The sequence below is a fragment of the Phenylobacterium sp. genome, assembly GCF_013911965.1.
In the GTDB taxonomy this organism is placed as follows: Bacteria; Pseudomonadota; Alphaproteobacteria; order Caulobacterales; family Caulobacteraceae; genus Phenylobacterium.
The window spans coordinates 95,807-122,227 of record NZ_JACESE010000006.1; the positions used below are offsets into that span (position 1 = coordinate 95,807).

22 protein-coding genes are annotated in these 26,421 nt (G+C 71.2%); 9 read left to right on the forward strand and 13 right to left on the reverse strand.

Annotation, left to right across the window (positions count from 1 at the left end; all coding sequences use genetic code 11):
- Positions 1 to 74: 74 nt before the first annotated feature.
- The 4 genes from H2041_RS08015 to H2041_RS08030 all read right to left on the reverse strand — a co-directional run bounded on the left by H2041_RS08015 (position 75) and on the right by H2041_RS08030 (position 3,739).
- Positions 75 to 1,205 (reverse strand): ferritin-like domain-containing protein, encoded by a 1,131-nt coding sequence (locus H2041_RS08015; protein WP_293411618.1) that lies wholly within the window; start codon positions 1,203 to 1,205, stop codon positions 75 to 77.
- 245 nt (positions 1,206 to 1,450) lie between these two features.
- Positions 1,451 to 2,581: a ferritin-like domain-containing protein gene (locus H2041_RS08020; protein WP_293411397.1), complete on the reverse strand. Its 1,131-nt coding sequence runs from the start codon at positions 2,579 to 2,581 to the stop codon at positions 1,451 to 1,453.
- Between the two features lie 184 nt (positions 2,582 to 2,765).
- Positions 2,766 to 3,158 (reverse strand): metallopeptidase family protein, encoded by a 393-nt coding sequence (locus H2041_RS08025; protein WP_293411400.1) that lies wholly within the window; start codon positions 3,156 to 3,158, stop codon positions 2,766 to 2,768.
- On the reverse strand, positions 3,155 to 3,739 hold the full coding sequence (locus H2041_RS08030) for a hypothetical protein (protein WP_293411403.1): 585 nt from the start codon (positions 3,737 to 3,739) through the stop codon (positions 3,155 to 3,157). Before H2041_RS08030 ends, H2041_RS08025 begins: the two co-directional genes overlap by 4 nt.
- A gap of 123 nt (positions 3,740 to 3,862) precedes the next feature.
- Here H2041_RS08030 and H2041_RS08035 point away from each other — a divergent pair, with 123 nt between their 5' ends.
- Positions 3,863 to 6,184, forward strand: coding sequence for a PAS domain-containing sensor histidine kinase (locus tag H2041_RS08035; protein ID WP_293411406.1), 2,322 nt, complete (start codon positions 3,863 to 3,865; stop codon positions 6,182 to 6,184).
- A 174-nt stretch (positions 6,185 to 6,358) separates the two neighbouring features.
- Here H2041_RS08035 and H2041_RS08040 read toward each other — a convergent pair whose 3' ends face one another.
- The 6 genes from H2041_RS08040 to sdhC form a co-directional block, all read right to left on the reverse strand.
- Positions 6,359 to 6,679 carry a 2Fe-2S iron-sulfur cluster-binding protein gene (locus tag H2041_RS08040; protein ID WP_293411408.1) on the reverse strand — a complete coding sequence of 107 codons (321 nt, stop codon included), beginning with the start codon at positions 6,677 to 6,679 and terminating at the stop codon, positions 6,359 to 6,361.
- 19 nt (positions 6,680 to 6,698) lie between these two features.
- Positions 6,699 to 7,928 (reverse strand): FAD-dependent oxidoreductase, encoded by a 1,230-nt coding sequence (locus tag H2041_RS08045; RefSeq protein WP_293411411.1) that lies wholly within the window; start codon positions 7,926 to 7,928, stop codon positions 6,699 to 6,701.
- Between the two features lie 63 nt (positions 7,929 to 7,991).
- On the reverse strand, positions 7,992 to 8,774 hold the full coding sequence (locus H2041_RS08050) for a succinate dehydrogenase iron-sulfur subunit (RefSeq protein ID WP_293411414.1): 783 nt from the start codon (positions 8,772 to 8,774) through the stop codon (positions 7,992 to 7,994).
- Positions 8,775 to 8,869: 95 nt separating this feature from the next.
- Positions 8,870 to 10,657 carry a succinate dehydrogenase flavoprotein subunit gene (sdhA, locus tag H2041_RS08055; protein WP_293411417.1) on the reverse strand — a complete coding sequence of 596 codons (1,788 nt, stop codon included), beginning with the start codon at positions 10,655 to 10,657 and terminating at the stop codon, positions 8,870 to 8,872.
- Between the two features lie 2 nt (positions 10,658 to 10,659).
- Entirely contained in the window at positions 10,660 to 11,052 is a 393-nt protein-coding gene (gene sdhD / locus H2041_RS08060) for a succinate dehydrogenase, hydrophobic membrane anchor protein (protein WP_293411420.1), read from the reverse strand.
- Entirely contained in the window at positions 11,052 to 11,459 is a 408-nt protein-coding gene (sdhC, locus tag H2041_RS08065) for a succinate dehydrogenase, cytochrome b556 subunit (RefSeq protein ID WP_293411422.1), read from the reverse strand. The genes sdhD and sdhC overlap by 1 nt, the downstream gene beginning before the upstream one ends.
- A gap of 191 nt (positions 11,460 to 11,650) precedes the next feature.
- Here sdhC and H2041_RS08070 point away from each other — a divergent pair, with 191 nt between their 5' ends.
- Positions 11,651 to 12,535: a LysR substrate-binding domain-containing protein gene (locus H2041_RS08070; RefSeq protein ID WP_293411425.1), complete on the forward strand. Its 885-nt coding sequence runs from the start codon at positions 11,651 to 11,653 to the stop codon at positions 12,533 to 12,535.
- A gap of 127 nt (positions 12,536 to 12,662) precedes the next feature.
- Here the strand turns inward: H2041_RS08070 and zapE are convergent, their stop codons facing one another.
- Positions 12,663 to 13,778 carry a cell division protein ZapE gene (gene zapE / locus H2041_RS08075; RefSeq protein ID WP_293411428.1) on the reverse strand — a complete coding sequence of 372 codons (1,116 nt, stop codon included), beginning with the start codon at positions 13,776 to 13,778 and terminating at the stop codon, positions 12,663 to 12,665.
- A 124-nt stretch (positions 13,779 to 13,902) separates the two neighbouring features.
- Between zapE and H2041_RS08080 the strand changes: the two genes are divergently transcribed.
- Positions 13,903 to 14,343: a hypothetical protein gene (locus H2041_RS08080; protein ID WP_293411431.1), complete on the forward strand. Its 441-nt coding sequence runs from the start codon at positions 13,903 to 13,905 to the stop codon at positions 14,341 to 14,343.
- Positions 14,344 to 14,356: 13 nt separating this feature from the next.
- On the opposite strand, the gene H2041_RS08085 is transcribed toward H2041_RS08080, so the two are convergent.
- Positions 14,357 to 15,082, reverse strand: coding sequence for a hypothetical protein (locus H2041_RS08085; RefSeq protein WP_293411434.1), 726 nt, complete (start codon positions 15,080 to 15,082; stop codon positions 14,357 to 14,359).
- Positions 15,083 to 15,150: 68 nt separating this feature from the next.
- A complete protein-coding gene (locus H2041_RS08090; RefSeq protein ID WP_293411437.1) occupies positions 15,151 to 16,662 on the reverse strand; it encodes a CoA-acylating methylmalonate-semialdehyde dehydrogenase in 1,512 nt (503 codons plus the stop codon).
- A gap of 79 nt (positions 16,663 to 16,741) precedes the next feature.
- Here H2041_RS08090 and H2041_RS08095 point away from each other — a divergent pair, with 79 nt between their 5' ends.
- Genes H2041_RS08095 through addA form a run of 6 tightly spaced genes read left to right on the forward strand, consistent with a single transcriptional unit; the run spans position 16,742 to position 26,389 of the window.
- The gene (locus tag H2041_RS08095) at positions 16,742 to 17,617 is read left to right on the forward strand and encodes a GNAT family N-acetyltransferase (RefSeq protein WP_293411439.1); all 876 of its coding nucleotides are present in this window, start codon (positions 16,742 to 16,744) and stop codon (positions 17,615 to 17,617) included.
- Positions 17,614 to 18,081 carry a tRNA (adenosine(37)-N6)-threonylcarbamoyltransferase complex ATPase subunit type 1 TsaE gene (gene tsaE / locus H2041_RS08100; RefSeq protein WP_293411442.1) on the forward strand — a complete coding sequence of 156 codons (468 nt, stop codon included), beginning with the start codon at positions 17,614 to 17,616 and terminating at the stop codon, positions 18,079 to 18,081. Before H2041_RS08095 ends, tsaE begins: the two co-directional genes overlap by 4 nt.
- Positions 18,059 to 19,153 carry an N-acetylmuramate/N-acetylglucosamine kinase AmgK gene (amgK, locus tag H2041_RS08105; protein ID WP_293411444.1) on the forward strand — a complete coding sequence of 365 codons (1,095 nt, stop codon included), beginning with the start codon at positions 18,059 to 18,061 and terminating at the stop codon, positions 19,151 to 19,153. Before tsaE ends, amgK begins: the two co-directional genes overlap by 23 nt.
- Positions 19,150 to 19,866, forward strand: coding sequence for a nucleotidyltransferase family protein (locus H2041_RS08110; protein ID WP_293411447.1), 717 nt, complete (start codon positions 19,150 to 19,152; stop codon positions 19,864 to 19,866). Before amgK ends, H2041_RS08110 begins: the two co-directional genes overlap by 4 nt.
- Positions 19,863 to 22,889: a double-strand break repair protein AddB gene (addB, locus tag H2041_RS08115; protein WP_293411449.1), complete on the forward strand. Its 3,027-nt coding sequence runs from the start codon at positions 19,863 to 19,865 to the stop codon at positions 22,887 to 22,889. Before H2041_RS08110 ends, addB begins: the two co-directional genes overlap by 4 nt.
- Entirely contained in the window at positions 22,886 to 26,389 is a 3,504-nt protein-coding gene (gene addA, locus H2041_RS08120; protein WP_293411451.1) for a double-strand break repair helicase AddA, read from the forward strand. Before addB ends, addA begins: the two co-directional genes overlap by 4 nt.
- Positions 26,390 to 26,421: the final 32 nt, after the last annotated feature.

Here is a 26,421-nt window from a genome sequence, read left to right on the forward strand (position 1 = left end):
GTTCCTGGGGTCGGCAGCTAGAAAAAGGGCGGGCCCAAAGACCCGCCCCTCTTCATTCGATCGACGTTCGCGACCTACTCCGCCGCGATGGTCACGGGCTTGAGCGCCCGGTCCTTGAAGTTGATGGCCTGGAGATAGACGATCCCCTCCTCGGCGATGTCGTCGCCGACCATGCGGTCGCCCTCGGACTTCAGCTCGTCCATGTCGACATACATGCCGTAGAAGGCCTTGGTGCGGTCGGTGATGATGCCGGCGTTCAGCAGGGTCTTGATCAACACCCGGAAGATGTTGGTCGATTCCTTCATGTCCTCGCGGCGGGCCTCGTCGGTGGCCAGCTTCTGGATCTCTTCCAGCACCTTGTCGGGATCGAGGCCGAACTCCTCATAGAGGTCGCGCTGCTCGCTGGGCGAGACGAGGTTGAAGAGCAGGACCTGGAAGCAGTGGGCCGCCCAATCCTCGATGATCTCGTGTTCCTGCTGGGTCAGCTTCGGAATGGTCCGGTCGGCCCAGATCTTCCCGAACTTGTGGTGGAAGGCCTCGTCGGTCATGACGAGCTGCATCAGCTTGCGGCCCAGCGGGTCGTTGAGCTTCTGGTAGAAGGTGGCGAAGGCGCCCATGGCCAGGCCCTCGACCAGCATCTGCATGCCGATGATCTTCTTGTAGACCTCAGGGCTGCCGATGATGTCGACCAGCAGGTCCTGAAGGACCTTGGAGCATTCCACCGGCCGGCCCCAGCGGGCCTTGATGTACTTGGCGAAGGCCGTGACGTGGCGGGCTTCTTCGCGGGTCTGGTTGGCGGCGTACTCCTGCGCGCCCTGGTCCAGCAGCACGTGGCACAGGCTGGCCGACAGGTTCAGCGCGCCCTGCTCGCCGTGCAGGATCGAGGAGAAGGACCGCAGCAGCGACTTGTTGATGAACTGGGCCCGCAGGCTCGGATCGCTGAGGTGGTTGCGGACATAGTCGGTCTGCAGGGCGACGTTCAGCTCCTCGGGCACCAGGGGCTCGTTGTCCATGTCCCAGGGCTCGTCGAAGTCGATGTACTTCTTGTCGAGCGGATCCCAGAAGTGGTCGTGGGTCGCCGAGATGATCTTGTCGAAGGCCGTGGAGCGCGAATTGTAGCGGTCCAGGTCGAGCATGGACTCGAAGTCGTCGGGCGCGACGGCTTCGTAGATGAGGTCCTTGGTGATGTTGCCGTCGGCGGCCATGCGTTCCTCCAGGAATGATGTGGGCTTGCCGGCGCCCTTGATCCGCATTTCGGGACCAGGTCCCGCTGTCGCGACGGATGGGCGGCTCTGTGCTTGGGCCCAAGCCTGACTCGTTGACCGGCGTTCGTCAAAGGAAACCGTGACGCCCGCGTCAATTTTCGGAGAGGACGCCCCGCCGCCGAAAGAAAACGCCCGCCGGACGGGTCCGGCGGGCGAAGGTCGATGAGATGGAAAGGGCGGCGGCCCTATTCGGCCGCGATGGTCACCGGGGCGGCCATGCGGTCCTTGAAGTTGATCTCCTGGAGGTACTTGATGCCCTCCTCGGCGATGTCGTCGCCGACCATCCGGTCGCCTTCGGCCTTCAGCTCGTCCATGTCCACATAGGTGGCGTAGAAGGCCCGCGTGCGGTCGGTGATGATGCCCGCGTTGAGCAGGGTCTTCACCAGCACGCGGAAGATGTTGGTCTGCTCCTTCATGTTCTCCCGGCGGGTCTCGTCGGTGACCATCTCGGCCATCTCGGCGATCACCTTGTCCGGATCCAGGCCGAACTCCTCATAGAGGTCGCGCTGCTGGCTGGGGGAGACCAGGTTGAAGAGCAGGGTCTGGAAGCAGTGGGCCGCCCAGTCCTCGATGATGGCGTGCTCTTCGGCGTTCAGGTGCGGGATGGTCCGGTCGGCCCAGATCTTCCCGAACTTGTGGTGGAAGGCTTCATCCGTCATGACCAGCTGAAGGAGCTTCTTGCCGGTCGGATCGTTGATGTTGTTGAAGAAGGTGGCGAAAGCGCCCATGGCCAGGCCTTCCACCAGCATCTGCATGCCGATGATCTTCTTGTAGACCTCCGGGCTGCCGATGATCTCCACCAGCAGGGTCTTCAGCGTCGGGCCGCATTCCACCGGACGGCCCCAGCGGGCCTTGATGTACTTGGCGAAGGCCGTGACGTGGCGGGCTTCTTCACGGGTCTGGTTGGCGGCGTATTCCTGCGCGCCCTGGTCCTTCAGCACGTGGCACAGGCTGGCCGACAGGTTCAGCGCCCCCTGCTCGCCGTGCAGGATGGAGGAGAAGGAGCGCAGGGCCGACTGGTTCACGAAGCGGACGCGGGTCTTCCAGTCCGACAGGTGGTTGGAGACGTAGTCCGTGGACATGGAGATGATCATGTCCTCGGGCAGGATCATCTCGTTTTCCATGTCGAAGGGCTCGGAGAAGTCGATGTACTTCTTGTCGAGCGGATCCCAGAAATGGTCGTGGGTGGCCGAGATGATCTTGTCGAAGGCCGTGGAGCGCGCGTTGTAGCGGTCCAGCTCCAGCATCGACTCGAAGTCGTCGGGGGCGACGGCGTCGTAGATGATGTCCTTGGTGATGTTGCCGTCGGCGGCCATGGCTTCGTCCTCCTGAAGATCGATCGGGCTCTGGTTGCCGGCCCGCGCCGGTGCGGGCTGGCCCTTTGATCTCCGGGAAGGATCGCAGATGAACGGCGTTCAGTCAACGAAGATGACGGGGGCGTCACCTTTCGTAACCGGTTGTTCATCCTGACGTAACGGCGCCGCGCCGGCCGCGGGAGGTTCAGTCGGCGGCGGCCTCGATCGCCTCGATCTGCTCGTCGGACAGGCCGAAGTGATGACCGATCTCGTGGACGAGAACGTGGGAGACGAGGTCCTCCAGGCTGACGTCCCCGCGCGCCGCCCACTCGTCCAGGATCGGCCGCCGGTAGAGGAAGACCATCGACGGCTGGGTCGCCGGATCCAGCACCGAACGGCGCGCCAGATCGACCCCGTGATAGAGGCCCGTCAGCTCGAAGGGATCCTCGATCCCGAGCTCGTTCAGCACCTCCTCGTCGGGGAAGTCGTCGACCCGGAAGATGACGTGGCCCGTCATCCGCCGGAATTCCTCGGGCAGGCGGGCGAAGGCGGCTTCGGCCAGGGCGGCGAAGTCGTCGAGGCTGGGCGCGCGGCTCATTCGTCAGGCATCACCGAATGGGGCGCTTCGGGCCGGCGGACCTCGAAGAGGCCGATGTCGAGGGGCTGCTGCGGGCGCACGGCGCGCAGCGGCTGGCGCGTGAGGGCCTTCAGGGTGTCGCGGTCGGCCTCGCCGGCCTTGCGCTGCTGCCGGGCCTGGGGCGCATCGGAGAGGTCGGGCCCGTCTCCGACCCGCCAGTAGGAGACCTGAAGACGCCAGACCGTCGCCACGGGCGCCGCCGGCGCCTCGGGCCAGCGCCGGCCGTCCTGGAAGCTGGGCGCCAGCGGCGCGGGCAGGCGCCGGCGACCGCGCACGGGCGCCGCCAGCTCCACCAGCCGGCAGAAGCGGTCCTCCGGCGGCAGGGTCAGGGTCCGGCCCGGCCGGTCGTCCTCCACCCGGCCGGCATGGGCGTCCAGCGCAGCCTCACGGGCGGCGTATTCGGGCCCGACCCCCTGGGTGACGAAGCTCACGCGTTCGCCGCCGGCCAGGCGGCTGGCCTCGCGCTCGCGCGCCGCGCGGCCCAGCGGTCCGCCCAGGGCCGCCGCAGCGTCGGGCGCGACGGGATAGAGGATGGCGGTCATGGCGCCATTCTCGCGCAATCTCGGAGCTCTGTGAACGGAGCGCGCGTGCGGCGTACGAATTTGGGTCTTATGGTTGATCCTGGGTGATTCGCATCGGCGTGGACGGACGCCGATGGAGTGGTGATGAACGCGCACGAACTGATCCTGGCTGCGGCCGCCGGCGCGGTCTGTCTGGCCATCTGCGCAACCCTGTGGGCCCTGGCCCAGCAGCGGCAGGGTCGGATGCGGCTGTCGGCCCTGCAGGCCCGGGTCGCGGCGCTGGAGACCCAGGCCGAGGTGGCCCAGTCCTCCGTGGAGGCCTTCGACTCCGCCCTGCTGGCGGTGGAGGACGGCCGCGCCATCCTGGCCTCGGGCGAGGAGAGCCTGGCCGTCTGCGCTGCGGCGCTCGGCCTGGAGACGGCCGACGCCCAGGGCCTGGTCAACGCCCTGATGCGGGCCGATCCCGACCATGCGCGGCGTCTGCGCGCCCTGTTCGAACGCGGCGAGGCCTGCGCCTTCGAGGCCCGCGGGCCGGAAGGCGTCGTCGCCGTCGAAGGCCGGGCCGCCGGTGCGATCGCCTGGCTGCGTCTGTCGGCGGTGATCGGCGACGACGCCGGCCTGCCCACCGCCCCGCGTTTCGCCGCCTTCCTCGACGCCCGCACCGGCCCGGCCTGGATCGCCTCGGCCGATGGTTCGCCGGTCTGGGTGAACGCCGCCTGGCTCGCCGCGGTGGACGCCGTCAGCCTTGACGACGCCGCCAGCCGCGACCTCACCTTCGACAAGGCGGCCGACGAACTGGCGAGCGAAGCGGCCAATCTCGCCCAGGTGCGGGAGACCACCCGCTGGCTGACGGTCGGCGGACGTCGCCGGGCCTTCCACATCACCGCCCGCCCGCTGGAGGGCGGCGGCGTCGGGGTCTGGGCCGAGGACGTCACCGAGACCGAGGAGATGCGCGAGGCGCTGAAGCGCCACGTGGCCGCCCACGACGAGACGCTCAACCACATCGCCGACGCCGTCGCCATCTTCGGCCCCAGCAAGAAGATGATCTTCCACAACACGGCCTTCGCCGAGCTGTGGGGCCTGGAGCCGGCCTGGCTGGCCGAGCAGCCCTCGCATGGCGAACTGCTGGACCGCCTGCGGCAGCGCCGCCGCCTGCCCGAGACCGCCGACTACGGGCGCTGGAAGGCCGCCGAGCTGGGCCGCTACGAGGCGCTGGACGCCAGCCCCGACGACCTGTGGAGCCTGCCCGACGGCCGCACCCTGCGCGTGGTGCGCCAGCCCCACCCGATGGGCGGGGTCCTGCTGCTCTTCTCCGACATCACCGACGAGCTGAAGCTCAAGGCGCAGTACAACGCCCTGATCCAGGTGCAGCAGGCCACGCTCGACAAGCTGAACGACGCCGTCGCCGTGTTCGGCTCCGACGGGCGCCTGCGCCTGCACAACGAGGCCTTCGAGCGGTTCTGGAACGTCACCCCCACCCAGCTCGACCTGGCCGGCGACTTCGAGGGTGTGGTCGAGCTCTGCGTGCCGCGCCTGCACGATCTCGGCTTCTGGCGCGAGTTGAAGGGCCGGGTGGCCGATCCCGATCCGAGCGCACGGGCCCCCATGTCCGGCGAGGTGAAGACGTCCGACTCCCGCATCGTGAACTATCAGTCGCGGCCGCTGCCGGACGGGGCCACCCTGATCGCCTTCACCGACGTCACCGACGCGCGCAAGCTGGAGAGCGCGCTCGCCGACCGCTCGGCCGCGCTGGCCGACGCCGAGCGGCTGAAGCGCGATTTCGTCGGCAACGTCTCCTACGAACTGCGCACGCCGCTGACGACGATCATCGGCTATTCCGAGCTGCTGGAACGCTCGGGCGAGAACCTGTCGGAGCGCGGCCGCAGCCACGCGGCGGCCGTGCGCCTGGCCGCCACCCAGCTGGCGCGCTCGATCGACGACGTGCTCGACATGGCCCAGATCGACGCCGACGAGATGGCGCTGGACCTTGAGGATGTCCGCGTCGCCGATCTGCTCGCCCAGTCCGCCGCGCGCTGGGCGCGGGAAGCCGAGGCCGGGCGGGTCGCGCTGGCGGTGGAGCATGCCGACGACATCGGCGTCATCCGCGCCGACGCCCACCGCCTGGGCCAGATCATGGATCACCTGATCGAGAACGCCATCCGCCAGACCCCGCCCGAGGGCAAGGTGACGGTCTCGGCCCGGCGCGCCCTGGGCGAGGTCAAGCTGCAGGTCAGCGACACGGGCCGGGGCATCCCCTTCCACGTCCAGGCCCACATCTTCGACCGCTTCGTCGGCCGCGAACGGGGCGGGCCGGGCCTCGGCCTGGCCCTGGTCAAGGCGCTGACCGAGCTGCACGGCGGCTGGGTGGCCCTGGAGAGCGAGCCGGGCAACGGCGCCACCTTCACCTGCCACCTGCCCGAACTGGCCCAGGCCGAGGCCGGCAGCCACCGCGAACTGGAGTTCTAGGTCCAGGCGCCTTCAGCGCCGTCGCGCGGGCTCCGGCTCTCCTTCGTCCCCTCGTGGTCGCGCGGAGACGCGTAAGGCCCGCGCAGGCCGCGCACGCAGAAACGCCGGGCGCAGAGTCCCGGCGTTCGCGATCTCAGTCGGCGGCGGCTGCGGCCCCGGCCGCAGCCCGCCCGATCAGTGCTGGCTTTCCGGCATCCGGACGACGAGGCCGTCCAGCTCGTCGCTGACCTTGATCTGGCAGGACAGGCGGCTGTTGGGTTCGACGTTCTCGGCGAAGTCGAGCATCGACTCCTCCATGGCCGAGGTGGAGCCGGTCTTGTCGCGCCAGGCCTCGTCCACATAGACGTGGCAGGTCGCGCAGGCGCAGGCGCCGCCGCAGTCGGCGTCGATGCCCGGAATGTTGTTCTTGACCGCGCCTTCCATCACCGTGAGCCCGGTCTTCACGTCCACGACGTGCTCGGTGCCGTCGTGCTCGATGTAGGTGATCTTGGCCATGACTCCCTTTCGCGCCGCCTTAGGCGACGACCTCTTTCATTGAAACCGTCGGATCGGCGAGCTTCGCCTTCGAGACCGCTTTGCGGTTCCCGATCAGCTGCTTGCCCATCATGAATTCCGGGGGCGAGTTGATCGCCTCCACGGACTGGATCTGATCGCCCTTCAGGTGGAAGACGGCGAACTTCCCGCTGGCCGAGTCCCCCCGCAGCAGAACCTCGTCCACGTCGAAGGCGTAGCCGGCGATCTGGAGCTTCAGGTCGTACTGGTCCGACCACTGCCAGGGCACCTCGCCCGCCGGGGCGGGGCGGCCGGTGATGGCGCAGGCGGCCTGCTTGGCCTGTTCCAGGGCGTTGGGCACGCTCTCCATGCGGAACATGCGGTCGTAGATCGGCATCGGCCGGTGCGTCACGTCGCCGATCGCGAAGACGGAGGGATCGGAGGTCCGCGCCTCCAGGTCCACCACGATGCCGCGGGCGGTTTCCAGCCCCGCCTCGGCGGCGATCTCGTCATTGGGCGTCGCGCCCACCCCGATCACCACGGCGTCGCAGGCGATGACGCGGCCGTCCTGCAGCTTTACGCCGGTGACGTGGCCGTCCTGCCCTTCGAAGCCGGCGACGGTGGCGCCCAGCTCGAAGGTGACGCCGTTCTTTTCATGATAGCCGCGGAAGAAGTCCGACAGCGCCTCGCAGGCCACGCGGGCCAGCAGGCGCGGCTCGCGCTCGATCACCACGACCTCGGCGCCGAGCGCGCGGCCGGAGGCGGCGACCTCCAGCCCGATATAGCCGCCGCCCACCACGGCCAGGCGCTTGCCCGGACCGACGGCGGCCTTCAGCGCCTCGGCGTCGGCGGCGGTGCGCAGCTCCAGGAGACCCGCCAGGTCGGCGCCCTCGACCGGCAGCTTGATGGCCCGCGCGCCGGTGGCGAGGATCAGGATGTCGTAGGAGAGCGTCTCGCCATTCTGCAGCGTCACGACCTTGTCGGCGCGCGCGATCTTCACCGCCCGGGTGCTGGGCCGGAAATCGATGTCGTGCTCGGCGTAGAACGCGAGCGGCTTGAGCGCCAGGGAGTCGGCGTCGGCCTCGCCCTTCAGCCAGGCCTTGGAGAGCGGCGGCCGCTGATAGGGCGGGATCGGCTCCTCGCCCACCAGGGTGATCTTCCCCGTATGGCCATACTGGCGCAGCAGGGCCGCGGCCGTGCCGCCGGCATGCCCCGCCCCCAGGATCACCACGTGTGCGCCCAAATCACTCATGCTCCTCCCCCGATGCAGAAAAATGACGCCTGCGTCAACTTGGGAAAAGCAGGGCGCCCGTCTTTAGACCACGCGGTCGGCCAGCATCTTCTTGACCTCGGCGATCGCCTTGGCCGGGTTCAGGCCCTTCGGGCAGACCTGCGCGCAGTTCATGATCGTGTGGCAGCGATAGAGCTTGAACGGGTCTTCGAGCGCGTCAAGCCGCTCGCCCGTCGCCTCGTCGCGGCTGTCGATGATCCAGCGGTAGGCGTGGAGCAGGGTGGCCGGACCGAGGTACTTCTCCCCGTTCCACCAGTAGCTGGGGCAGGAGGTGGTGCAGCAGGCGCACAGGATGCACTCGTAGAGGCCGTCCAGCTTCTCGCGGTCCTCGGGCGTCTGGCGCCACTCGGTCTGCGGTTCGGGCGTGGTGGTGTGCAGCCACGGCTCGATGGAGGCGTACTGGGCGTAGAACATGGTCAGGTCGGGAACCAGGTCCTTGACCACCGGCATCTGCGGCAGGGGGCTGATCTGGCACTCCTTGCCCGGGACCTCGTCCCAGCCGTGCGTGCAGGCCAGCGTGTTGCGGCCGCCGATGTTCATGGCGCAGGAGCCGCAGACCCCTTCCCGGCACGAGCGCCGGAAGGCGAGCGTCGGATCCATGGTGTTCTTGATGTGGATCAGCACGTCCAGGACCATGGGGCCGCAGGCGTCGACATCCACGTCGTAGGTGTCCCAGCGGGGGTTCTCGGTCCCCTCGGGATCGTAGCGGTAGACCTTGAAGGTCTTGACCGTCTTGGCGCCGGCCGGGGCCGGGAAGTGCCGGCCCTTCTGGACCTGGGAGTTCTTCGGCAGGGAGAGTTGGACCATCGGAGGCTATCCCTAGGCGATGGCGGACGGCGCGCGCGCGGCGGCGCCGGTCCGGGACGAGGAGGAAAGGACGGAGGCGGCCACCGGCGCGGGCATCAGTACACCCGCGCCTTGGGCGGGATGTAGGCGATGTCGTTGGTCATGGTGAAGCTGTGCACCGGACGGTCGTCGAGGCGCACCTTGCCGGTGGCGTCGTCGAACCAGGCGAGCGTGTGCTTCATCCAGTTGTCGTCGTCGCGGTCCGGATAGTCCTCGCGGGCGTGGGCGCCGCGGCTCTCGGTGCGGTTCAGGGCGCCGTTCACCGTCACGGCGGCCTGGCCGATCAGGTTGTCGAACTCGAGCGTCTCGACGAGGTCGGTGTTCCAGATCATGCCCCGATCGGTGACCTGGATGTCGCCGCGCTGGTCCTGGATCTTCTGCAGGCGCGCGACGCCCGAGGCCAGGCTCTCGCCCGTGCGGAACACCGCGGCGTCCTCCTGCATGGCCCGCTGCATGTCGAGGCGCAGTTGCGCCGTCGGCGTGCCGCCCTTGGCGTTGCGCAGGCGGTCGAGCCGTTCCAGGTGCGCCTCGGTGTGCGCCGGCTTGAGCTCCGGCTGCTTGGCGCCGGGGGTGAGGATGTCGGCGGCGCGCAGGGCGGCCGAGCGGCCGAACACCACCAGGTCGATCAGCGAGTTGGAGCCCAGGCGGTTGGCGCCGTGCACCGACACGCAGGCCGCCTCGCCCACGGCCATCAGGCCGGGGATCACCTTGTCCGGATCGTCGCCGTCGCGGGTGACCACCTCGGAATAGAAGTTCGTCGGGATGCCGCCCATGTTGTAGTGCACGGTCGGCAGCACCGGGATCGGGGCCTTGGTCACGTCCACGCCCGAGAAGATGCGGGCGCTTTCGGAGATGCCCGGCAGGCGCTGGTGCAGCACCTTGGGGTCCAGGTGGTCCAGGTGCAGGAAGATGTGGTCCTTGTTCGGACCCACGCCGCGGCCTTCGCGGATCTCGATGGTCATGGCCCGGCTGACCATGTCCCGCGGCGCGAGGTCCTTCACCGACGGCGCATAGCGCTCCATGAAGCGCTCGCCCTCGGAATTGGTCAGATAGCCGCCTTCGCCCCGGGCGCCCTCGGTGATCAGGCAGCCGGCGCCGTAGATGCCGGTGGGGTGGAACTGCACGAACTCCATGTCCTGCAGGGGGAGGCCGGCGCGCAGCACCATGGCGTTGCCGTCGCCGGTGCAGGTGTGGGCGCTGGTGCAGGAGAAATAGGCCCGGCCGTAGCCGCCGGTGGCCAGGATGACGAGCTGGGCCTGGAAGCGGTGCAGGGTGCCGTCGTCCAGCTTCCAGGCGGTGACGCCCCGGCAGACGCCGTCGTCCATGATCAGGTCGAGGGCGAAGTACTCGATGAAGAACTCGGTGTCGTTGGCCAGCGACTGGCCATACATGGTGTGCAGCATGGCGTGACCGGTGCGGTCGGCCGCCGCGCAGGTGCGCTGGATCGGGGCCTCGCCGTAGTTCTTGGTCATGCCGCCGAAGGCGCGCTGGTAGATCTTGCCGTCCTCGGTGCGCGAGAAGGGCACGCCCCAGTGCTCGAGTTCATAGACGGCGGCCGGCGCGTTGCGGCACAGGTATTCGATGGCGTCCTGATCGCCCAGCCAGTCCGACCCCTTGACGGTGTCGTACATGTGCCAGCGCCAGTCGTCCTCGCCCATGTTGCCGAGGCTGGCGGAGATGCCGCCCTGGGCGGCGACGGTGTGCGAGCGCGTCGGGAAGACCTTGGTCACGCAGGCGGTCTTCAGCCCGGCCTGGGCGCAGCCCAGCGCCGCGCGCAGGCCCGACCCGCCGGCGCCCACGACGACGACGTCGAACTTGTGGTCGATGAATTCGTAAGCGGCCATGCTCAGTAAGCTCCGCCCGTGAGGGCGACCTTCAGGATGGAGAAGAGGGCGAGCGCGCCGAACAGCGCGCAGACGAAGAGGTTGAGCAGCAGCAGGCCCGCCTTGGAGATGCGCTTGTGGATGTAGTCCTCGACCACGACCCGCATGCCCGCATGCATGTGGTGGAAGCTGATCACCGTCAGCAAGGCGAGCAGCACGGCGTTCAGCGGCGAGGACAGCCACGCCACGGCCATCTCGTAATCGCTGCGCGCCAGTCGCAGGACGGCGAAGACGCCCCAGAGGACGAGCGGCACGAGCGCGACCGAGGTCACGCGCTCGGCGATCCAGTGGCTGACGCCGTGGTGCGAGGCGCCCAGGCCCCGGGCGCGCGACAGCGGAGTGCGGAAATCGGCCATCAGAGCGCTCCCGTCATGGCGGCGATGATCCAGACCACGGCCGTGGCGACGACGGCGAAGGCGATGGTGGCCACCGCGCCGGCGTTCGCCGCCGGGACCCGCAGGGCCACGCCCATGTCCCAGACCAGGTGCTGGACGCCCTTGGCCAGATGGAAGAAGACCGAGAAGGACAGGCCGAAGAGGACGAGCTTGCCGAGCGGCGAGCCCATCAGGTCCATGAAGGTCCCATAGGCCTCAGGGCCGGCCGCCAGGCACATGGCCCAGCCCGCCAGGATCAGCGCGCCCACATAGAGCGCCACGCCCGTCATCCGGTGCAGGATGGAGGTCGCCATGGTGATGTGCCAGCGCCAGACCTGAAGGTGCGGCGCGGTAGGTCGTTCTCGAATGGTCCGCGTGGCGTCCGACATGGATTCGCAGCCGCTCCCTCTTGCCCTGCATGCGTGTGCGGCCGCTTTTACGCCGCCGACCCCGGGTGTCAAACGAAGGCGCCGCCCAATGCCCTCACGGCGCACGGACCTTCGCAAAGGCGGAAGTTCGGCCGAAACCACCTCCCTGACAATCCGTCTTTCCTGTAGCCTTCCTTCGCGGGAGACGAAGGATGCGGTTCGACCTTACGGATTTGAGGCTCTTCTGCGACGTGGTGGAGGCGGGCTCGATCACCCGCGGCGCCGAGCGCAGCGCGCTCGCGCTCGCCGCCGCCTCCACGCGCATCCGCGCGATGGAGCAGTCGCTGGGGGCCGCCCTGCTGACGCGTTCGCGCCAGGGCGTCTCGCCCACGCCGGCGGGCCAGCTGCTCCTCAAGCATGCGCGAAGCCTGCTGGAGCAGAGCGCGCGCATGCAGGACGAGCTGTCGGCCATCGCCGAGAGCGGCGCCGGCGAGGTCCGCGTCCTGGCCAACACCAACGCCCTGACCGAGTTCCTGCCGGAGGCGCTGTCCTCCTTCCTGGCCGATCACCCGCAGGTGAGCGTCGACCTGGAGGAGCGGCTGTCCGACGAGATCGTGGGCCTGGTGGCCGAGGGCGCGGCCGACCTCGGCATCGTCGCCGGCACCGTGGATGTGGGGGCGCTGGAGACCTATCCGTTCCGCACCGACCGCTTCGTGGTCGTGACCGCGCCCGACCATCCGCTGGCCCAGAACCTGCGCGCAAGCTTCGGCGAGGTCCTCGACTACGACCTGGTGGGCCTCGACCGCGCCAGCTCCCTGCAGCGCTTCCTGGCCGCGCGGGCGGCGCGCGAGGGCAAGCGCCTGCGGCTTCGCGTCCAGCTGCGCAGTTTCGACGCGGTCTGCCGGCTGGTGGAATGCGGCGTCGGCGTGGGCGTCGTGCCGGAAACCACGGCGGCCCGTGCGGTCTGCACCATGAAGCTCGCCATCGTCGCGCTCACCGACGACTGGGCGGTGCGCGAACTGAAGATCTGCGCCCGCAGCCTGGACGACCTGCGCCCCGTGGCCCGCCAGCTGGTGGACAGCCTGCGGACTGCGTGACCCCGCGCAGGGGGAGTTAGGATTCAACCACGAAGATCACAAAGGACACAAAGCGGCCCTGCGCACGGCGCCTTCGTGCTCTTCGTGTCCTTCGTGGTTCAAAAAATCGCGCCTTCGGCGCCGCGCGCTATCCCCGGTCCGCGAGCCAGTCGGCGGAGCGCATCTCCTGCAGGCGGGAGGCGGTGCGCTCGAACTCGAAGGCGCCGTCTCCCGACGGATAGAGCTCCGTCGGCTCGGCCTCGGCCAGCACGATCAGCTTGGCCCGGGCCTCGTAGAGGGCGTCGATCAGGGTGACGAAGCGGCGCGCCTCCTCCCGCCGGGCCGGCGAAAGCCTCGGGACCCGCTCGAGGAAGACGGTGTGGAAGCGCTCGGCCAGGGCCAGATAGTCGTTGGGACCGAGCGCCACGCCGCAGAGGCTGGCGAAGGTGGCGCGCAGGAGGCCGCCCGTGGCGTGCGGCAGGTGGATCTTGCGGCCCAGCACCTCCAGCGTCTCGCCCAGCTCCTCGTCGCCGTCCAGCATGTCGGCCCACAGGGCGTCGAAGACCCGCTCGTGGTCCTTGTCGACCGGCGAGAACCAGACGCCGGCGGCGCGCAGGCGGTCCAGGCGGTAGTCGTGGGCCCCGGCCACGGCCACCACCTCGGTCTTGGCCTTCAGGAGATCGATGAAGGGCAGGAAGAGCTGGCGGTTGATGCCGTCCTTGTAGAGCGCCTCGGGTACGCGGTTGGAGGTGGCCACCAGCGTCACGCCCCGCTCGAACAGCGCCTCGAACAGCCGTCCCAGAATCATGGCGTCGGCGATGTCGGTGACCTGGAACTCGTCGAAGCAGAGCAGGCGCGCCTCGCCGGCCACCACGTCGGCCACCGGCGGGATGGGGTCGTCCCCGCGGTGCTGGCCGAAGCGGGCCTTGCGGGCCGCGGCGTCGCCCTTCCGCCAGGCGTCGATCAGGCGGTGAACCTCGCCCATGAAGACGTGGAAGTGGGTGCGCCGCTTCTTGGCCGCCGGCGCGGTCTCGAAGAAGAGGTCCATCAGCATGGACTTCCCCCGTCCCACCGGGCCCCAGAGGTAGACGCCGGTCTGGCTTTCCGGCCTGCGGAAGCGGGCCAGCAGGCCCGAGGGCTCGGAGGCCGCGAGGTCGGCCTCGAGGCGCGCGAGCACCGGAAGGGCGGCGGCCTGGGCCGGGTCGGGGCGGATCTCGCCGCGCTCCAGGCGGGCGCGATAGGCGGCTTCGAGCGCGGACGTCATGGCGCTCGCCCTAGCCTGACGAAGCGGCGATCACAATCACCCAGCTCAGGCGGGGCCTTAGGAACGGCCAGGCTGCCCCTGGGTTGTCCTTGCAACACTCCAATGCAGGACAAGGAGAACGGACATGGCCGACGAGCCCCGCAATTTCGATCCCGACACGACCGACGCCAACCGCACCCGCCAGCAGGGCGGCGGCGTGGGCCAGCGTGAGCTCTCCGGGCAGCACGACCCCGACCGCAATGCGGACGTGACGGCGCCCAAGCCGCCGGCCCCGGCCGGCGACCGCGACGACGGCACGGCCGGGCGCGACCGCGGCCGCTATCCGGAGCGCAACGCCGCCGACCGGCACGACGCACGCGGCGCGCTCGGCGCCGGCACCCCGGCCAATGTGGACATCCACGACACGGGCGAGGACGACAACCCGCAGGCCGACTGGGGCGAGGCGCGGGAGGGCGCGGTCCATTCGTCCAACCACACCAAGTGGGGCGAGAAGACCGAGGCCGAGCGCGGCCAGGGCGCCAAGACCCGGGCGCGGAACAAGGAGATCAATTCCGGCGGGCTCTAAGGCGCGCGCGGAGCTAGATGGCGGCCTCGGAAGCCTCTTCCGGGGCCGTCATGCGTCCGGCGTCCTCCTCGCCATCGGGCACGAGGGGCGTGTCGCTCTCGGCGGGCAGGCCGAAGTCCTGACGCAGGTCGGCGTAGCTCTCGCGGCGCTGGCAGACGCAGGCCGTCATCTGATCGGCCTCGTCCCACCAGACGAGCAGGGGGTAGCCGAGGTCCACGCCGTTGCCGGCCATCAGCGGCTCGAGCTCGGCGAGGAACCGGCGGCTCGCCTCGACCACGGCGCTGCGGGCCGGATCCCCGTCGGCGGGACGGATGCCCGGCGCGTCCCACTGGGCGGCGGGAACCGCGCGCCAGCGCTGCAGCAGGTCCCAGTCGCGGCTCAGCCAGAGTTCGGCCACGGTCGATCGCTCCATGGGCGTGGACTGGGACAGGGCGTTCACGTCGGGGCGCGCGACCATGATGACGCGGGTGTCGACGCCGGCCGCCTGCAGGTCCGGGAACTGCTCGGCCATGAAGCGCAGGCAGTCGGCGCAATCGCGATGGGCGACCATGTAGAGCGGCCGCCCCTCGCCCCCCGGCGAGACCCAGCCGGCGCTCTCGAGCAGGGCCGCGATCTCCTCCTGGTTCTTCTCCACCGTGGTCGGCCGCCAGCGCAACTCGAAGTTCCAGTAGGCGAAGAGGCCGCCGCCGACGACGAGCACCACGAGGGCGAGGGCCGCCCAAAGCTTGAAGTTCTTCATGTCGCTGTCCTGCTCCTCGCCGTTTCGTCGAAAGCTTAACCGCCGGCGGGCCGAGCGGTTCAGCCGGACTATCGCATGGTCGGGATGACGAAGGCTTGGTCCTCCGAAGCGCCCTCCGGCCAGCGCGCCGTCACCGTCTTGACCTTGGTGTAGAAGCGGACGCCCTCCATGCCGTGCTGGTTGGCGTCGCCGAAGGCGCTGCGTTTCCAGCCGCCGAAGCTGTGATAGGCCACCGGCACCGGGATCGGCACGTTGATCCCGACCATGCCGACGTTCACGCGGGATGCGAATTCCCGTGCCGCGCGGCCGTTGCGGGTGAAGATGGCCACCCCGTTGCCGTAGGCGTGCTGCGAGGGCAGGGCCAGCGCCTCCTCGAAGGTCTCCGCCCGCACGATCTGCAGGACGGGACCGAAGATCTCCTCCTGATAGGACCGCATCTGCGGCGTCACCCGGTCGAACAGGGACGGCCCGATGAAGAAGCCCGTCTCATGGCCCTGCAGGCGGAAGTCACGGCCGTCGACCACCAGTTCGGCGCCTTCGTCGACGCCCATCCGGATGTAGTCCGTCACCCGCTGCCGATGGGCCGCGCTGACGACCGGCCCGTACTGCGCCTCCGCGTCGCTGGAGACCCCGACCTTCAGCGTCTCGATCTTGGCCGTCATGAGTTCGCGGAAGGCCTCGGCGGTCTTGGCCCCGACCGGCACGGCCACCGGCAGGGCCATGCAGCGTTCGCCGGCCGAGCCGTAGGCCGCGCCCAGGATGTCGTTGGCGGCCGCCTCCAGATCGGCGTCGGGGAGGAGGATGCCGTGGTTCTTGGCCCCGCCCATGGCCTGGACGCGCTTTCCGTGCGCCGCGGCCGTGGAATAGACGTAATGGGCGATGTCGGAAGAGCCGACGAAGCTGACCGCGGCGATGTCCGGATGGGTCAGGATGGCGTCCACCGCCGCCTTGTCCCCGTGGACGACGTTCAGCACGCCGGCCACGTCGATCCCGGCTTCCGCGCCGGCCTCCATGAAGAGTTCGGCCAGCCGCACCGGCACGCTGGGGTCCTTCTCCGAGGGCTTGAGGATGAAGGCGTTGCCGACGGCGACCGCCACGCCGAACATCCACATCGGGATCATGGCCGGGAAGTTGAACGGCGTGATTCCCGCCGCCACGCCCAGAGGCTGGCGCATGGAATAGACGTCGATGCCGGGGCCCGCGCCCTCGGTGTATTCGCCCTTGAGCGCGTGCGGGATGCCGCAGGCGAACTCGATCACCTCCAGGCCGCGCTGCACGTCGCCCTTGGAATCGGCGATGACCTTGCCGTGTTCGGAGGAGAGCAGGGCGGCCAGTTCGTCCATGCGCGCCTCGACGAGCCGCTTGAAGGCGAACATGACGCGGGCGCGGCGTTGCGGATTGACCGCGGCCCAGGCCGGCTGGGCGGCCAGCGCGGCCTGGACGGCGGCGTCCAGCTCCTGCGGCGAAGCGAGCGCCACGCGCGCCTGGACCTCGCCGAGGTTGGGATCGAAGACGTCGCCGAAGCGGCCCGAGGTTCCGGCCTGGCTCCTGCCGGCGATGAAGTGATGGATCTCACGCATGGGAGAAGTTGTAGGCGCACGCGACGACCGCGCCTAGCGCTTGCCCAGGATATGGGCGCGGGCGCATTCTGGCGTGGCAATGACGATCGCTTCGTCCACGGACATCCTCAGCGCCGCCCGCAGCCGCCACGACCACGTGGTGGACGTGCTGATCGCCGAGCGCGCGCCGAACCTGACCGGCCACCCGGCCTGGCCCCTGCTGCGCCCGGCCCTCTACGGTCTGCTGGACTACGGCAAGGCGCGCCGGATGGCCGACGCCATCGCCCCCCTGCCCGGCGCCGACGCGCTGGAGACGGTCTCGCGCCTGCTGGACGTGAAGCTGCACGTGCAGAACCTGGACCGCCTGCCGCGGACGGGGCGCTGCGTCGTGATCGCCAACCATCCCACCGGCATCGCCGACGGGGTCGCGGTCTATGATGCTTTCAAGCACCTGCGGCCCGACCTCTGCTTCTACGCCAATTCCGACGCCCACCGCGTCTCGCCGGGATTCCAGGACGTGCTGATCCCGGTCGAATGGGTCGAGGAGAAGCGCACCCGCGAGCGCACGCGGCTGACGCTCCAGCTGACCCGCGAGGCCATGGAGGCCGAGCGCGCCCTGGTGATCTTCCCGGCCGGCCGCCTGGCCCGCCGCGGGCCGGACGGAACCCTGGCCGATCCGGCCTGGATGCCCAGCGCCGTCTCCATCGCCCGCAAGTTCGACGCGCCGGTGGCGCCGCTGCACATGGCCGGGCCCTGGTCGACCCTCTTCCACTTCTTCAACCGCTTCTCGGCCGAACTGCGCGACATCACCCTTTTCCACGAGCTGCTGAACAAGCGCGGGCGGCGGTTCTCGCTGACGCTGGGGCCCCTCATCCCGCCCGAGGCCCTGGCGGGGGAGGCCCAGGCCGCCACCGAGGCGCTGAAGGCCTATGTGGAACGCGCCCTGCCCGCCGATCCGGACCGGCCCTTCGCATGATCGTGGCCGCCGAGGGCGACTTCCGCCTGGACGACGAGGCCGCCACCCAGCGCCTGGGCGCGGCCCTGGCCAAGGCCCTGCAGCCGGGGGAGGCCATCTGCCTGACCGGGCCTCTGGGGGCCGGCAAGTCGACGCTCGCCCGCGCGCTGATCCGCGCCCGGACCACGCCCGACGAGGACGTGCCGAGCCCGACCTTCACCCTCGTCCAGTTCTATGAAGGCGAGGGGCTGCCCATCGCCCACTTCGACCTGTACCGGCTCTCCGACCCCGACGAGGCCTATGAGATCGGCCTGGACGAGGCGCTGGACGAGGGCGCGGCCATAGTCGAATGGCCGCAGCGCCTGGAGGGTCGCCTTCCCCCCCACCGCTTGGATATAGAGATCGCTCTGGACGGGGAGGCGCGCCGCGTTCGGCTGATCCCCCACGGCGCCTGGGAAGGACGTGCGATTGAGTTCGGATCGTGAAGGCCAGAAGGCCGAGTTTCTGGCCCGGCACGGCCTGGCGGACGCCGAGCGCGTGCCGCTGGCCGGCGACGCCTCCACCCGTCGGTACGAGCGCCTGAAGCGCCCGGGGAAGGCCAGCCTGATCTTCATGGATCAGCCGCCGGTCGAAAGCGCGCCCTGCCCGCCCGAAGCCACCCCCGACCAGCGGCGTCTGGCCGGCTACAATGCGATGGCCAGGCTCGCCGCCGGCCGCGTAGACGCCTTCGTGGCCACGGCCGAATGGCTGCGCGGCCAGGGCTTCTCCGCGCCCGAGATCGTCGCCCACGAGGCGGGCGAGGGCCTGGCCGTGCTCGAGGACCTGGGGGACGACCTCTATGCGCGCCTGATCGAGGGCGGCACGGACGAGGCGCCGCTCTACGAGGCCGCCGTCGATGTCCTGGCGCAGCTGCATCGGGCGAGCCCGCCGCCGGTCCTGGTGGCGCAGGGCGCCTCCTGGCCGCTGCTGACCTATGACGACCTGGCCCTGCGCACCGGCGGGGAGATGTTCCTCGAATGGTGGCCGAAGTACGCCGGCCTGCCGCCCTTCTCCGAAGACGCCGTCGCCGAGTGGGAGGACCTGTGGGCGCCCATCCGCGCCCGCGGCGAGGCCGAGGCCCGCGTCTTCTGCCACCGCGACTACCACGCCGAGAACCTGCTGTGGCTGCCCCTGCGCAAGGATGTGGCGCGCGTCGGCCTGCTGGACTTCCAGGACGCCGTCCGCGCCCATCCGGCCTGGGACTTCTCCATGCTGCTGCACGACGCCCGCCGCGACGTCTCGGCCGAGCGGGAGACCGCGGCCCTGGAGCGCTACCTCGCCCAGCGCGACGACCTGGACCGGGAGACCTTCCTGGCCGACTACCGGGCGCTCGGCGCGCTCAACTCCGCCCGCATCCTCTTCATCTTCGCCCGCCAGGTGGCCGGATACGGCCGTCCGCGCTACGAGGCCTTCATGCCCAGGACCTGGCGCTATCTGAACCGCTGCCTGCAGGCGCCGGAGCTTAAGCCCATCAAGGCCTGGTTCGACCGTCACGTGCCGGCCGAGGCGCGGCGGTGAGCGACGCCCCCAAGACCGCCATGGTCATGGCCGCGGGGCTCGGCACCCGCATGCGGCCGCTGACCGACCACAGGCCCAAGCCGCTGGTCGAGGTGGGCGGCAAGGCGCTCATCGACCATGTGCTGGACCGGCTGGTGGAGGCGGGCGTCGAAACCGCCGTGGTCAACATCCACCACTTCGCCGACCAGATGGTGGCCCACCTGGCGCGCCGCGACGACATCCGCATCAGGATCAGCGACGAGCGGGCCGCCCTCTTGGATTCCGGCGGCGGCATCGCCAAGGCGCGCGCCCTGCTGGGCGAGGACCCCATCCTGGTGGCCAATATCGACTCCCTGTGGACCGGCGGCGCGACCCCGCCGCTGGAGACGCTGAAGGCCGCCTGGGACCCGGAACGGATGGACGTCCTGCTGCTGCTCGTCCCGCGCGGCCACGGGCTGGGCTTCGAAGGGCCGCAGGGCTTCTTCCGCGACGACGAAGGGCGGCTGACCCACTCGGCCGCGCCCGAGCCGCCGACGCCCTACGCCAATGTCGGCTTCCAGATCCTCAAGCCCCAGATCCTGGACGACGTGCGTGAGGAGGCCTTCTCCATCGTGCCGATCTGGAAGGCGCTGGCCGAAAAGGGCCGCCTGCACGGGGCGGTGATGGACGCCTTCTGGATGCATGTCGGCGACCCGGCCGCCCGGGAGGCGGCCGAGGCGAAGCTGGCCCCGTGACCGGGGCCGACCTCTTCGCCGGTCCCGCCCCGCGCTGGTTCAACATCCCGGCGCACCGTCCCTTCGTGCGCGACCTGGCGCAGGGCCTTTTCGACGCCTTGGCCGACGGCGGGCCGGAGGCGCTGTCCCAGGCCGTCGTCCTGACGCCCACCCGCCGCGGCGCGCGGGCCCTGGCCGACGCCTTCCTCGCCGCCGCCGGGGGGCGCGCCGTCCTGCCGCCGCAGATCCGGCCGCTGGGCGACCTGGACGCCGGCGAGTCGCCCTTCGAGCCCGGCGAGCTGGCCGCCCGCCTGCCCGCCGCCATCGAGCCCCTGCGCCGCCGGCTGGAGCTGACCCGGCTGGTCAAGACGCACGAGGGCCTGCTGCGCCGCGAGCTGGACGCCTCCGCGGCCCTGGAGCTCGCCGACGCGCTCGGCGGCTTCCTCGACAGCCTGCAGATCGAGGAGGTCGACGCCACGGCCGCCCTGACCGACCTGGTGGAGGCGGAGCTGGCCGAGCACTGGCAGGTCAGCCGCGACTTCCTGGAGACGGCCCTGGCCGCCTGGCCCGAGCGGCTGAGGACCCTGGGCGTGGTCGACATCAGCGCGCGCCGCGTGCGCCTGCTGCGCGCCCTGGCCGACCAGTGGAGCGCCCGGCCGCCGCAGGGCGTGCTGGTGGCGGCGGGCTCGACGGGCACGGCGCCGGCCACCGCCGACCTCCTGCGCGTCATCGCCGAGGCGCCGCAGGGCTGCGTCGTCCTGCCCGGCCTCGACGAGAGCCTGGCGGGCGAGGCCTGGTCCAATGTGGACGAGCAGCATCCGCAGGGCGCCATGCGCCGCCTGCTGCTGCGGGCCCGCATCACCCGCGAGGACGTGGAGACCTGGCCGGCCTCGCGCCCCTTCCAGTCCCAGGGCCGCTGGCGGCGGCGCATCGTCAACGAGGCCCTGCGCCCGGCCGAGGACACGGCCGACTGGCTGAACGTCATCCACGCCCTGCGCGCCGAAGGCGCCGAGGAAGGGGTCGACCCCATCGCCGAGGGGCTGAAGGGCCTGTCGGTGGTCACGGCGCGCAGCGAGGAGGAGGCCGCGACCGCCGCGGCCCTGCTGCTGCGCGAAACCCTGGAGACGCCGGGCGCCACCGGCGCCCTCGTGACGCCCGACCAGAACCTCGCCCGCCGGGTCTCGCTGAAGCTCGCGCGCTGGGGCGTCGTCCCCGATTCCTCGGTCGGCGCGCCGCTCTCGGCCTGTCCCGTCGGCGTGCTGGCCGGCGAGATCGCCAAGCTCGCCGCCGAGCCCCTGAACCCGGTGATGATGCTGGGCGTGCTCAAGCATCCCCTGGTGCGCCTGGGCGAGAGCCGCGAGGCCCTGGAGGGGCGGCTGGCCGACCTGGAGCGCCACGGCCTGCGGGGGCCCAGGCCCGCCGACTGGGCGGCGCTGACGCGCCGGCTGGCCGAGAAGATCGAGGACGAAGGCCGCCGGTCCGGGGCGGCGGGGCTCGTCCTGGCCCTGCGCACGGCGCTCCTGCCGCTGACCGACATGAGCGAGCCGGCGCCGGCGGCCCTGCGCGCCGAGGCGCTGGCCCAGGCGATGGAGGCGCTCGCCGCCGACGGCGCGGGAAGCCCCGGGCGGCTGTGGGGCGGCCAGGGCGGCGAGGCCATGTCCCAGCTCCTGTCGGGGCTGATCGCCGAGGCCGGGGCTCTGCCGCCGGTGACGCCGCGCGGCTTTTCCGACCTGCTGGTCCGCCTGATGGGCGAGGAGACGGTGCGCGCCGGCGGGGCGACCCACCCGCGGCTGCGCATCCTGGGCGCCATCGAGGCCCGCCTGGTCCGCGCCGACCGGCTGGTGGTGGCGGGCCTGGAAGAAGGCGTCTGGCCCCAGGGCGCGCCGCTCGATCCCTTCCTGTCGCGGCCCATGCGCGAGCGGCTCGGCCTGCCGCCGCCCGAGCGCCGGGTCGGCCTGGCCGCCCACGACTTCGCCCAGGCCGCCTGCGCGCCCGACGTCGTCCTGCTGCATTCGGAGCGGCGCGAGGGCCAGCCGGCGGTGAAGTCGCGCTGGCTGTGGCGGCTGGAGACCCTGGCGCGCGGCGCCGACCTCGACCCCCTGCCCGGCCGGCCCGAGCTGCTGGACTGGGCCCGGCGGCTGGATGCGGCGGAGACCTACGCCCCCATCGCCCGGCCCGCGCCGGTCCCGCCCGTGGCCGACCGGCCCACGAAGCTGGCGGTGACGCGGATCGAGGCCCTGACGCGCGATCCCTACGCCGTCTGGGCCCGCGACATCCTCAAGCTCTATGCGCTCGACCGGCCCGACGAGCCGGTGGAGGCGCGCGCCCGCGGCACGGCCATCCACGCCGCCTTCGAGCGGTTCGCCACCGACTGGCCCAAGGCCCTGCCGCCGGACGCGCCGCGCGAATTCGCCCGCCTCTATCTGGAGGCCCTCGTGGAGGCCGGCGCCCCGCCGGAATCCCTGGCGCGCGAGGCGGCGCTCGCCCGCGAGGCCGCCGAATGGGTGGTGGCGCTGGAGGCCGAGCGCCGCGCCGACGGGCGCGACATCCATGTGGAGCAGGGCGGCCAGATCGTGGTCCGCGCCGGCGGGCGCGACTTCACCCTCACCGCCAAGGCCGACCGCATCGAGACGGGTCCGGACGGCTTCGCCCACATCCTCGACTACAAGACCGGCCAGGCCCCGTCGAAGAAGATGGTGGAGACCGGCTTCTCGCCCCAGCTGACGCTCACCGCCGCCATCGTCGCCCGCGGCGGCTTCGCCGGCATCCCGGCGAGGCCGCCGGGCGATCTCCTCTACCTGCAGGTCACCGGGCGGCGGCCGGCCGGCCGGGTGGAGACGCGGGGTAACGCCGGCGCGGACTCCCTCGACGCCGCCGAGCGGGCCCTGGCCGGCGCCGTCCGCCTGCTGGAGCAGTACGAAGACCCCGAGCGCCCCTACCTGTCGCGCACGGCGCCGCAGTTCGTGCACGACCATGCCGGCGACTACGGCCACCTGGCCCGGGTCTTCGAATGGTCGACCAGCGGCGAGGAGGGCGAGGAATGAGCGTGATCGCCTTTCCCGGCGGCGCCGATCCGCAGCGCACCGCCGCCGACCCCAAGCTCTCGGCCTTCGTCACCGCCAACGCCGGTTCGGGCAAGACCAAGACCCTGATCGACCGGGTGGCGCGCCTGCTGCTGTCGGGGGCCGCGCCGGCCGCCATCCTCTGCGTCACCTACACCAAGGCCGCCGCGGCCGAGATGCAGCGGCGGCTCTTCGACCTGCTGGGCGGCTGGTCGGTGTGCGACGACGCCGCCTTGCGCGCCGCGCTCGCCAAGCTGGAGGGACGACCGGCCGAGTCCTACGACCGCGCCGAGCTGTCGGCCGCGCGCGCCCTCTTCGCCCGCGCCCTGGAGACGCCGGGCGGCCTGAAGATCCAGACCATCCACGCCTTCTGCGAGAAGCTGCTGCGGCGCTTTCCGCTGGAGGCCGGCGTCTCGCCCGCCTTCCGGGTGATGGACGACGCCGACGCGGCGCTGATCGCCGACGCCGCCCGCCGCGGGGTGGCGCGCCATGCCCTGACCGGCGAAGGCGCGGTCGCCCAGGCCTATGCGCGGCTCTCCACCAGCCTCGACTTCCGCTCGTTCCAGCAGATGTTCGCCACCTTCGAGGCCCGGCGCGGGGCGATCGCGGCCTTCCTGGCGCGCGAGGGCGGGCTCAACGGGGCCCTGGGGTGGATCTGGGACAGGTGCGGCTTCAAGGGCGAGACCGATCCGGACACGGTGGCGCGACAGGCCATGGCGGCGCTGGACCGCGGCCTCTGGCGCGGCGCCGCCGAGGCGCTCGCTCTGGGGGGTAAGAAGGATCAGGAGTGCGCGGCGAGCCTCGCCGCCGTGGCCGCCGATCCGGACGCCGCCCTGGAGACTGCGCTTTCCGCCCTCTTCACCCAGGGCGGCCAGGGGACGCCGGCGACCTGGGTCGCCAAGACGAGCGCCTTCAAGGCCGCCGAGGCCCTGCGCGAGGCCCTGCTGGCCGAGCAGGAGCGGCTGGCCGCCGCGCGCGAGGCGGTTCGCGCCGCGACCGTCGCCTGGGAGAGCGCCTTCGCCCTGGTTCTGGCGGAGGCCTACCTCACCGCCTTCGAGCAGGAGAAGGCCGCCGCCGGCGCGCTCGACTTCTCCGACCTGATCGAGAAGACCCGCGCGCTGGTCGCCGAGCGGCCCATGGCCGCCTGGGTGCTCTACAAGCTCGACGGCGGCATCGACCACATCCTGGTGGACGAGGCGCAGGACACCGCGCCGGAACAGTGGGCCATCCTCTCGGCGCTCACCGCCGAATTCTTCTCAGGCGAAGGCCGCGAGCGCGAGCAGCTCCGCAGCCTCTTCGTGGTCGGCGACGAGAAGCAGTCCATCTATTCCTTCCAGGGTGCCGCGCCCGAACGCCTGCGCCTGGAGACGGAAGGCTATCTCGAACGCATCGCAGCCTCCGGGGCGGTCGCGCGCTCGGTGCCGCTGGCCGCCTCCTGGCGCTCGACGGTCGAGGTGCTGCGTTTCGTCGATGCGGTCTTCGCCGCGCCGGAGACCCGGGCCGGCGTGCCGCCCGCCCGCGGCGAGGAGGCCGTGCGCCACATCCCCATGCGCCGCGACCACCGCGGCTGCGTCGACCTCTGGCCCCTCTTCCGCGAGCCGGAGGGCGAGGTGCGCGAGGCCTGGGACGCGCCGCTGGACGTCGAGGGCGAGGGCAGCGCCAACCGCCGCCTGGCCGAGGCCATCGCCTGCGAGATCGAGGCCCTGGTCGCCCGGGGCGATGCGGTGTTCGACAAGGACCTGGACGCACCCGACGGGACCCGCGGCGCCTGGCGGCCGGCCCGGTTCGGCGACGTGCTGATCCTGGTGCGCCGGCGCAAGGCCCTGTTCGAGGACATCCTGCGGGCGCTGAAACGGCGCGGGGTTCCGGTGGCCGGCGCCGACCGGCTGGCGCTGTCGGAGCATATCGTCTTCGACGACCTCCTGGCGCTCGCCCGCTTCTGCCTCTTCCCCGGCGACGAGCTGACGCTGGCGGCCCTGCTGAAGAGCCCCTTCTGCGGGCTGTCGGACGAGGACCTCTACGCCATCGCCCGCGACCGCCGGCCCCGCGACCTGTGGGCCGCCCTGCAGGCCGGCGCGGCCGAACAGCCGGCCTGGGCCGCGGCTCTGTTCTTCCTGACGCGAGCGCGGGAGGCGGCCGGGCGGCTGCGGCCCTTCGAATTCTACGGCCAGCTCCTGGGCTGGCGCGACGGCGGGGGCGCCTCCATCCGCCGTCGCATCGTCGAGCGGCTGGGCGGCGAGGCCGAGGACGCGCTGGACGAATTCCTGGCCCAGGTGCAGGCGGCCGAGCGGCGCGGGGTCTGCGACCTGGAATGCCTGGCCGATGCGCTGGCGGGGCTCTCCATCACCGTCAAGCGCGAGATGGAGGCCGCCCGCGACGAGGTGCGCGTCATGACCGCCCACGGCGCCAAGGGGCTGGAGGCGCCCATCGTCTTCCTGCCGGAGACGACGCTGTCCAATCTCGGCCGCGGTTCGCCCCTGCTGGAAACCGAGGACGGCGGCTTCCTCTGGTGCGGCTCGAAGACGAACGACTGCGAGGCCTCGGGCAAGGCCCGCGCCCTTCGCGAGCAGAAGGCCGAGGAGGAGGCCTATCGCCTGCTCTATGTGGCGCTCACCCGCGCCCGCGACCGGCTGGTGCTGTGCGGCCGCATCGCCGCCAAGGGCAAGGAAGAGAACCTGAAGGGGTGGTGGAGCGCCATTCAGGCGGGCTTCGCCCACGCCGACATCGCCCCCCACCTGCGCGAGGCCGCCTGCGGCGATGTCATCGCCACCCGCTATGGGCCCGATCCGCAGGCCCTGGGCGCCGGCGCAGCCGAGGCGGGCGCGGCGGAAAGCCCCCTGCCGGACTGGACGGCGCACGATGCGGCGACCGACCCCCTGGCCCGCTTCGCCTCGCCCTCCGACTTGGGCGAAGCCGAGGCGCCGCTGGCGCCCTCGCCGCTCGCCCGCGTGGGCGGGCTGGGGCGCTTCCGCCGGGGGGAGCTGATCCACCGCCTCCTGCAGATCCTGCCCGACCTCGCCCTCGACGCCCGCGCAAGCGCCGCCGCCGACATCCTGGCCCGCGAGCCGGACGTGAGCGCCGACCAGCGCGCGGAGATGGCGGCCGCCGCGCTGGGCGTGCTCTCCGACCCGCAGTTTTCCGAGGTCTTCGCCGCCGACGGCCGGGCGGAGGTGGCCATCGCCGGCACGGCCGCGGCCCTGCCGGCGGGCCTCTCCATCTCCGGCCGCATCGACCGGCTGGTGGTGCGGCCGGACCGCGTCCTGGTGGCCGACTTCAAGACCAATCGGCCCTCGCCGGACCGGATCGAAGACGCCGACCCGGCCTATATCCGCCAGATGGCCCTCTACGCCGCCGTGCTGGCCGAGGTCTTCCCCGGGCGCGCCATCGAGGCGGCCATCGTCTGGACCGACGGGCCGAAGCTGATGGCCGTGCCAGAATTCCTGAGGGCCAAGGCGCTTGCCGAGCTTGGGTCCAAGAGTTGATACAGGGACGTCCCGCCCCTAAATCGGCGGAT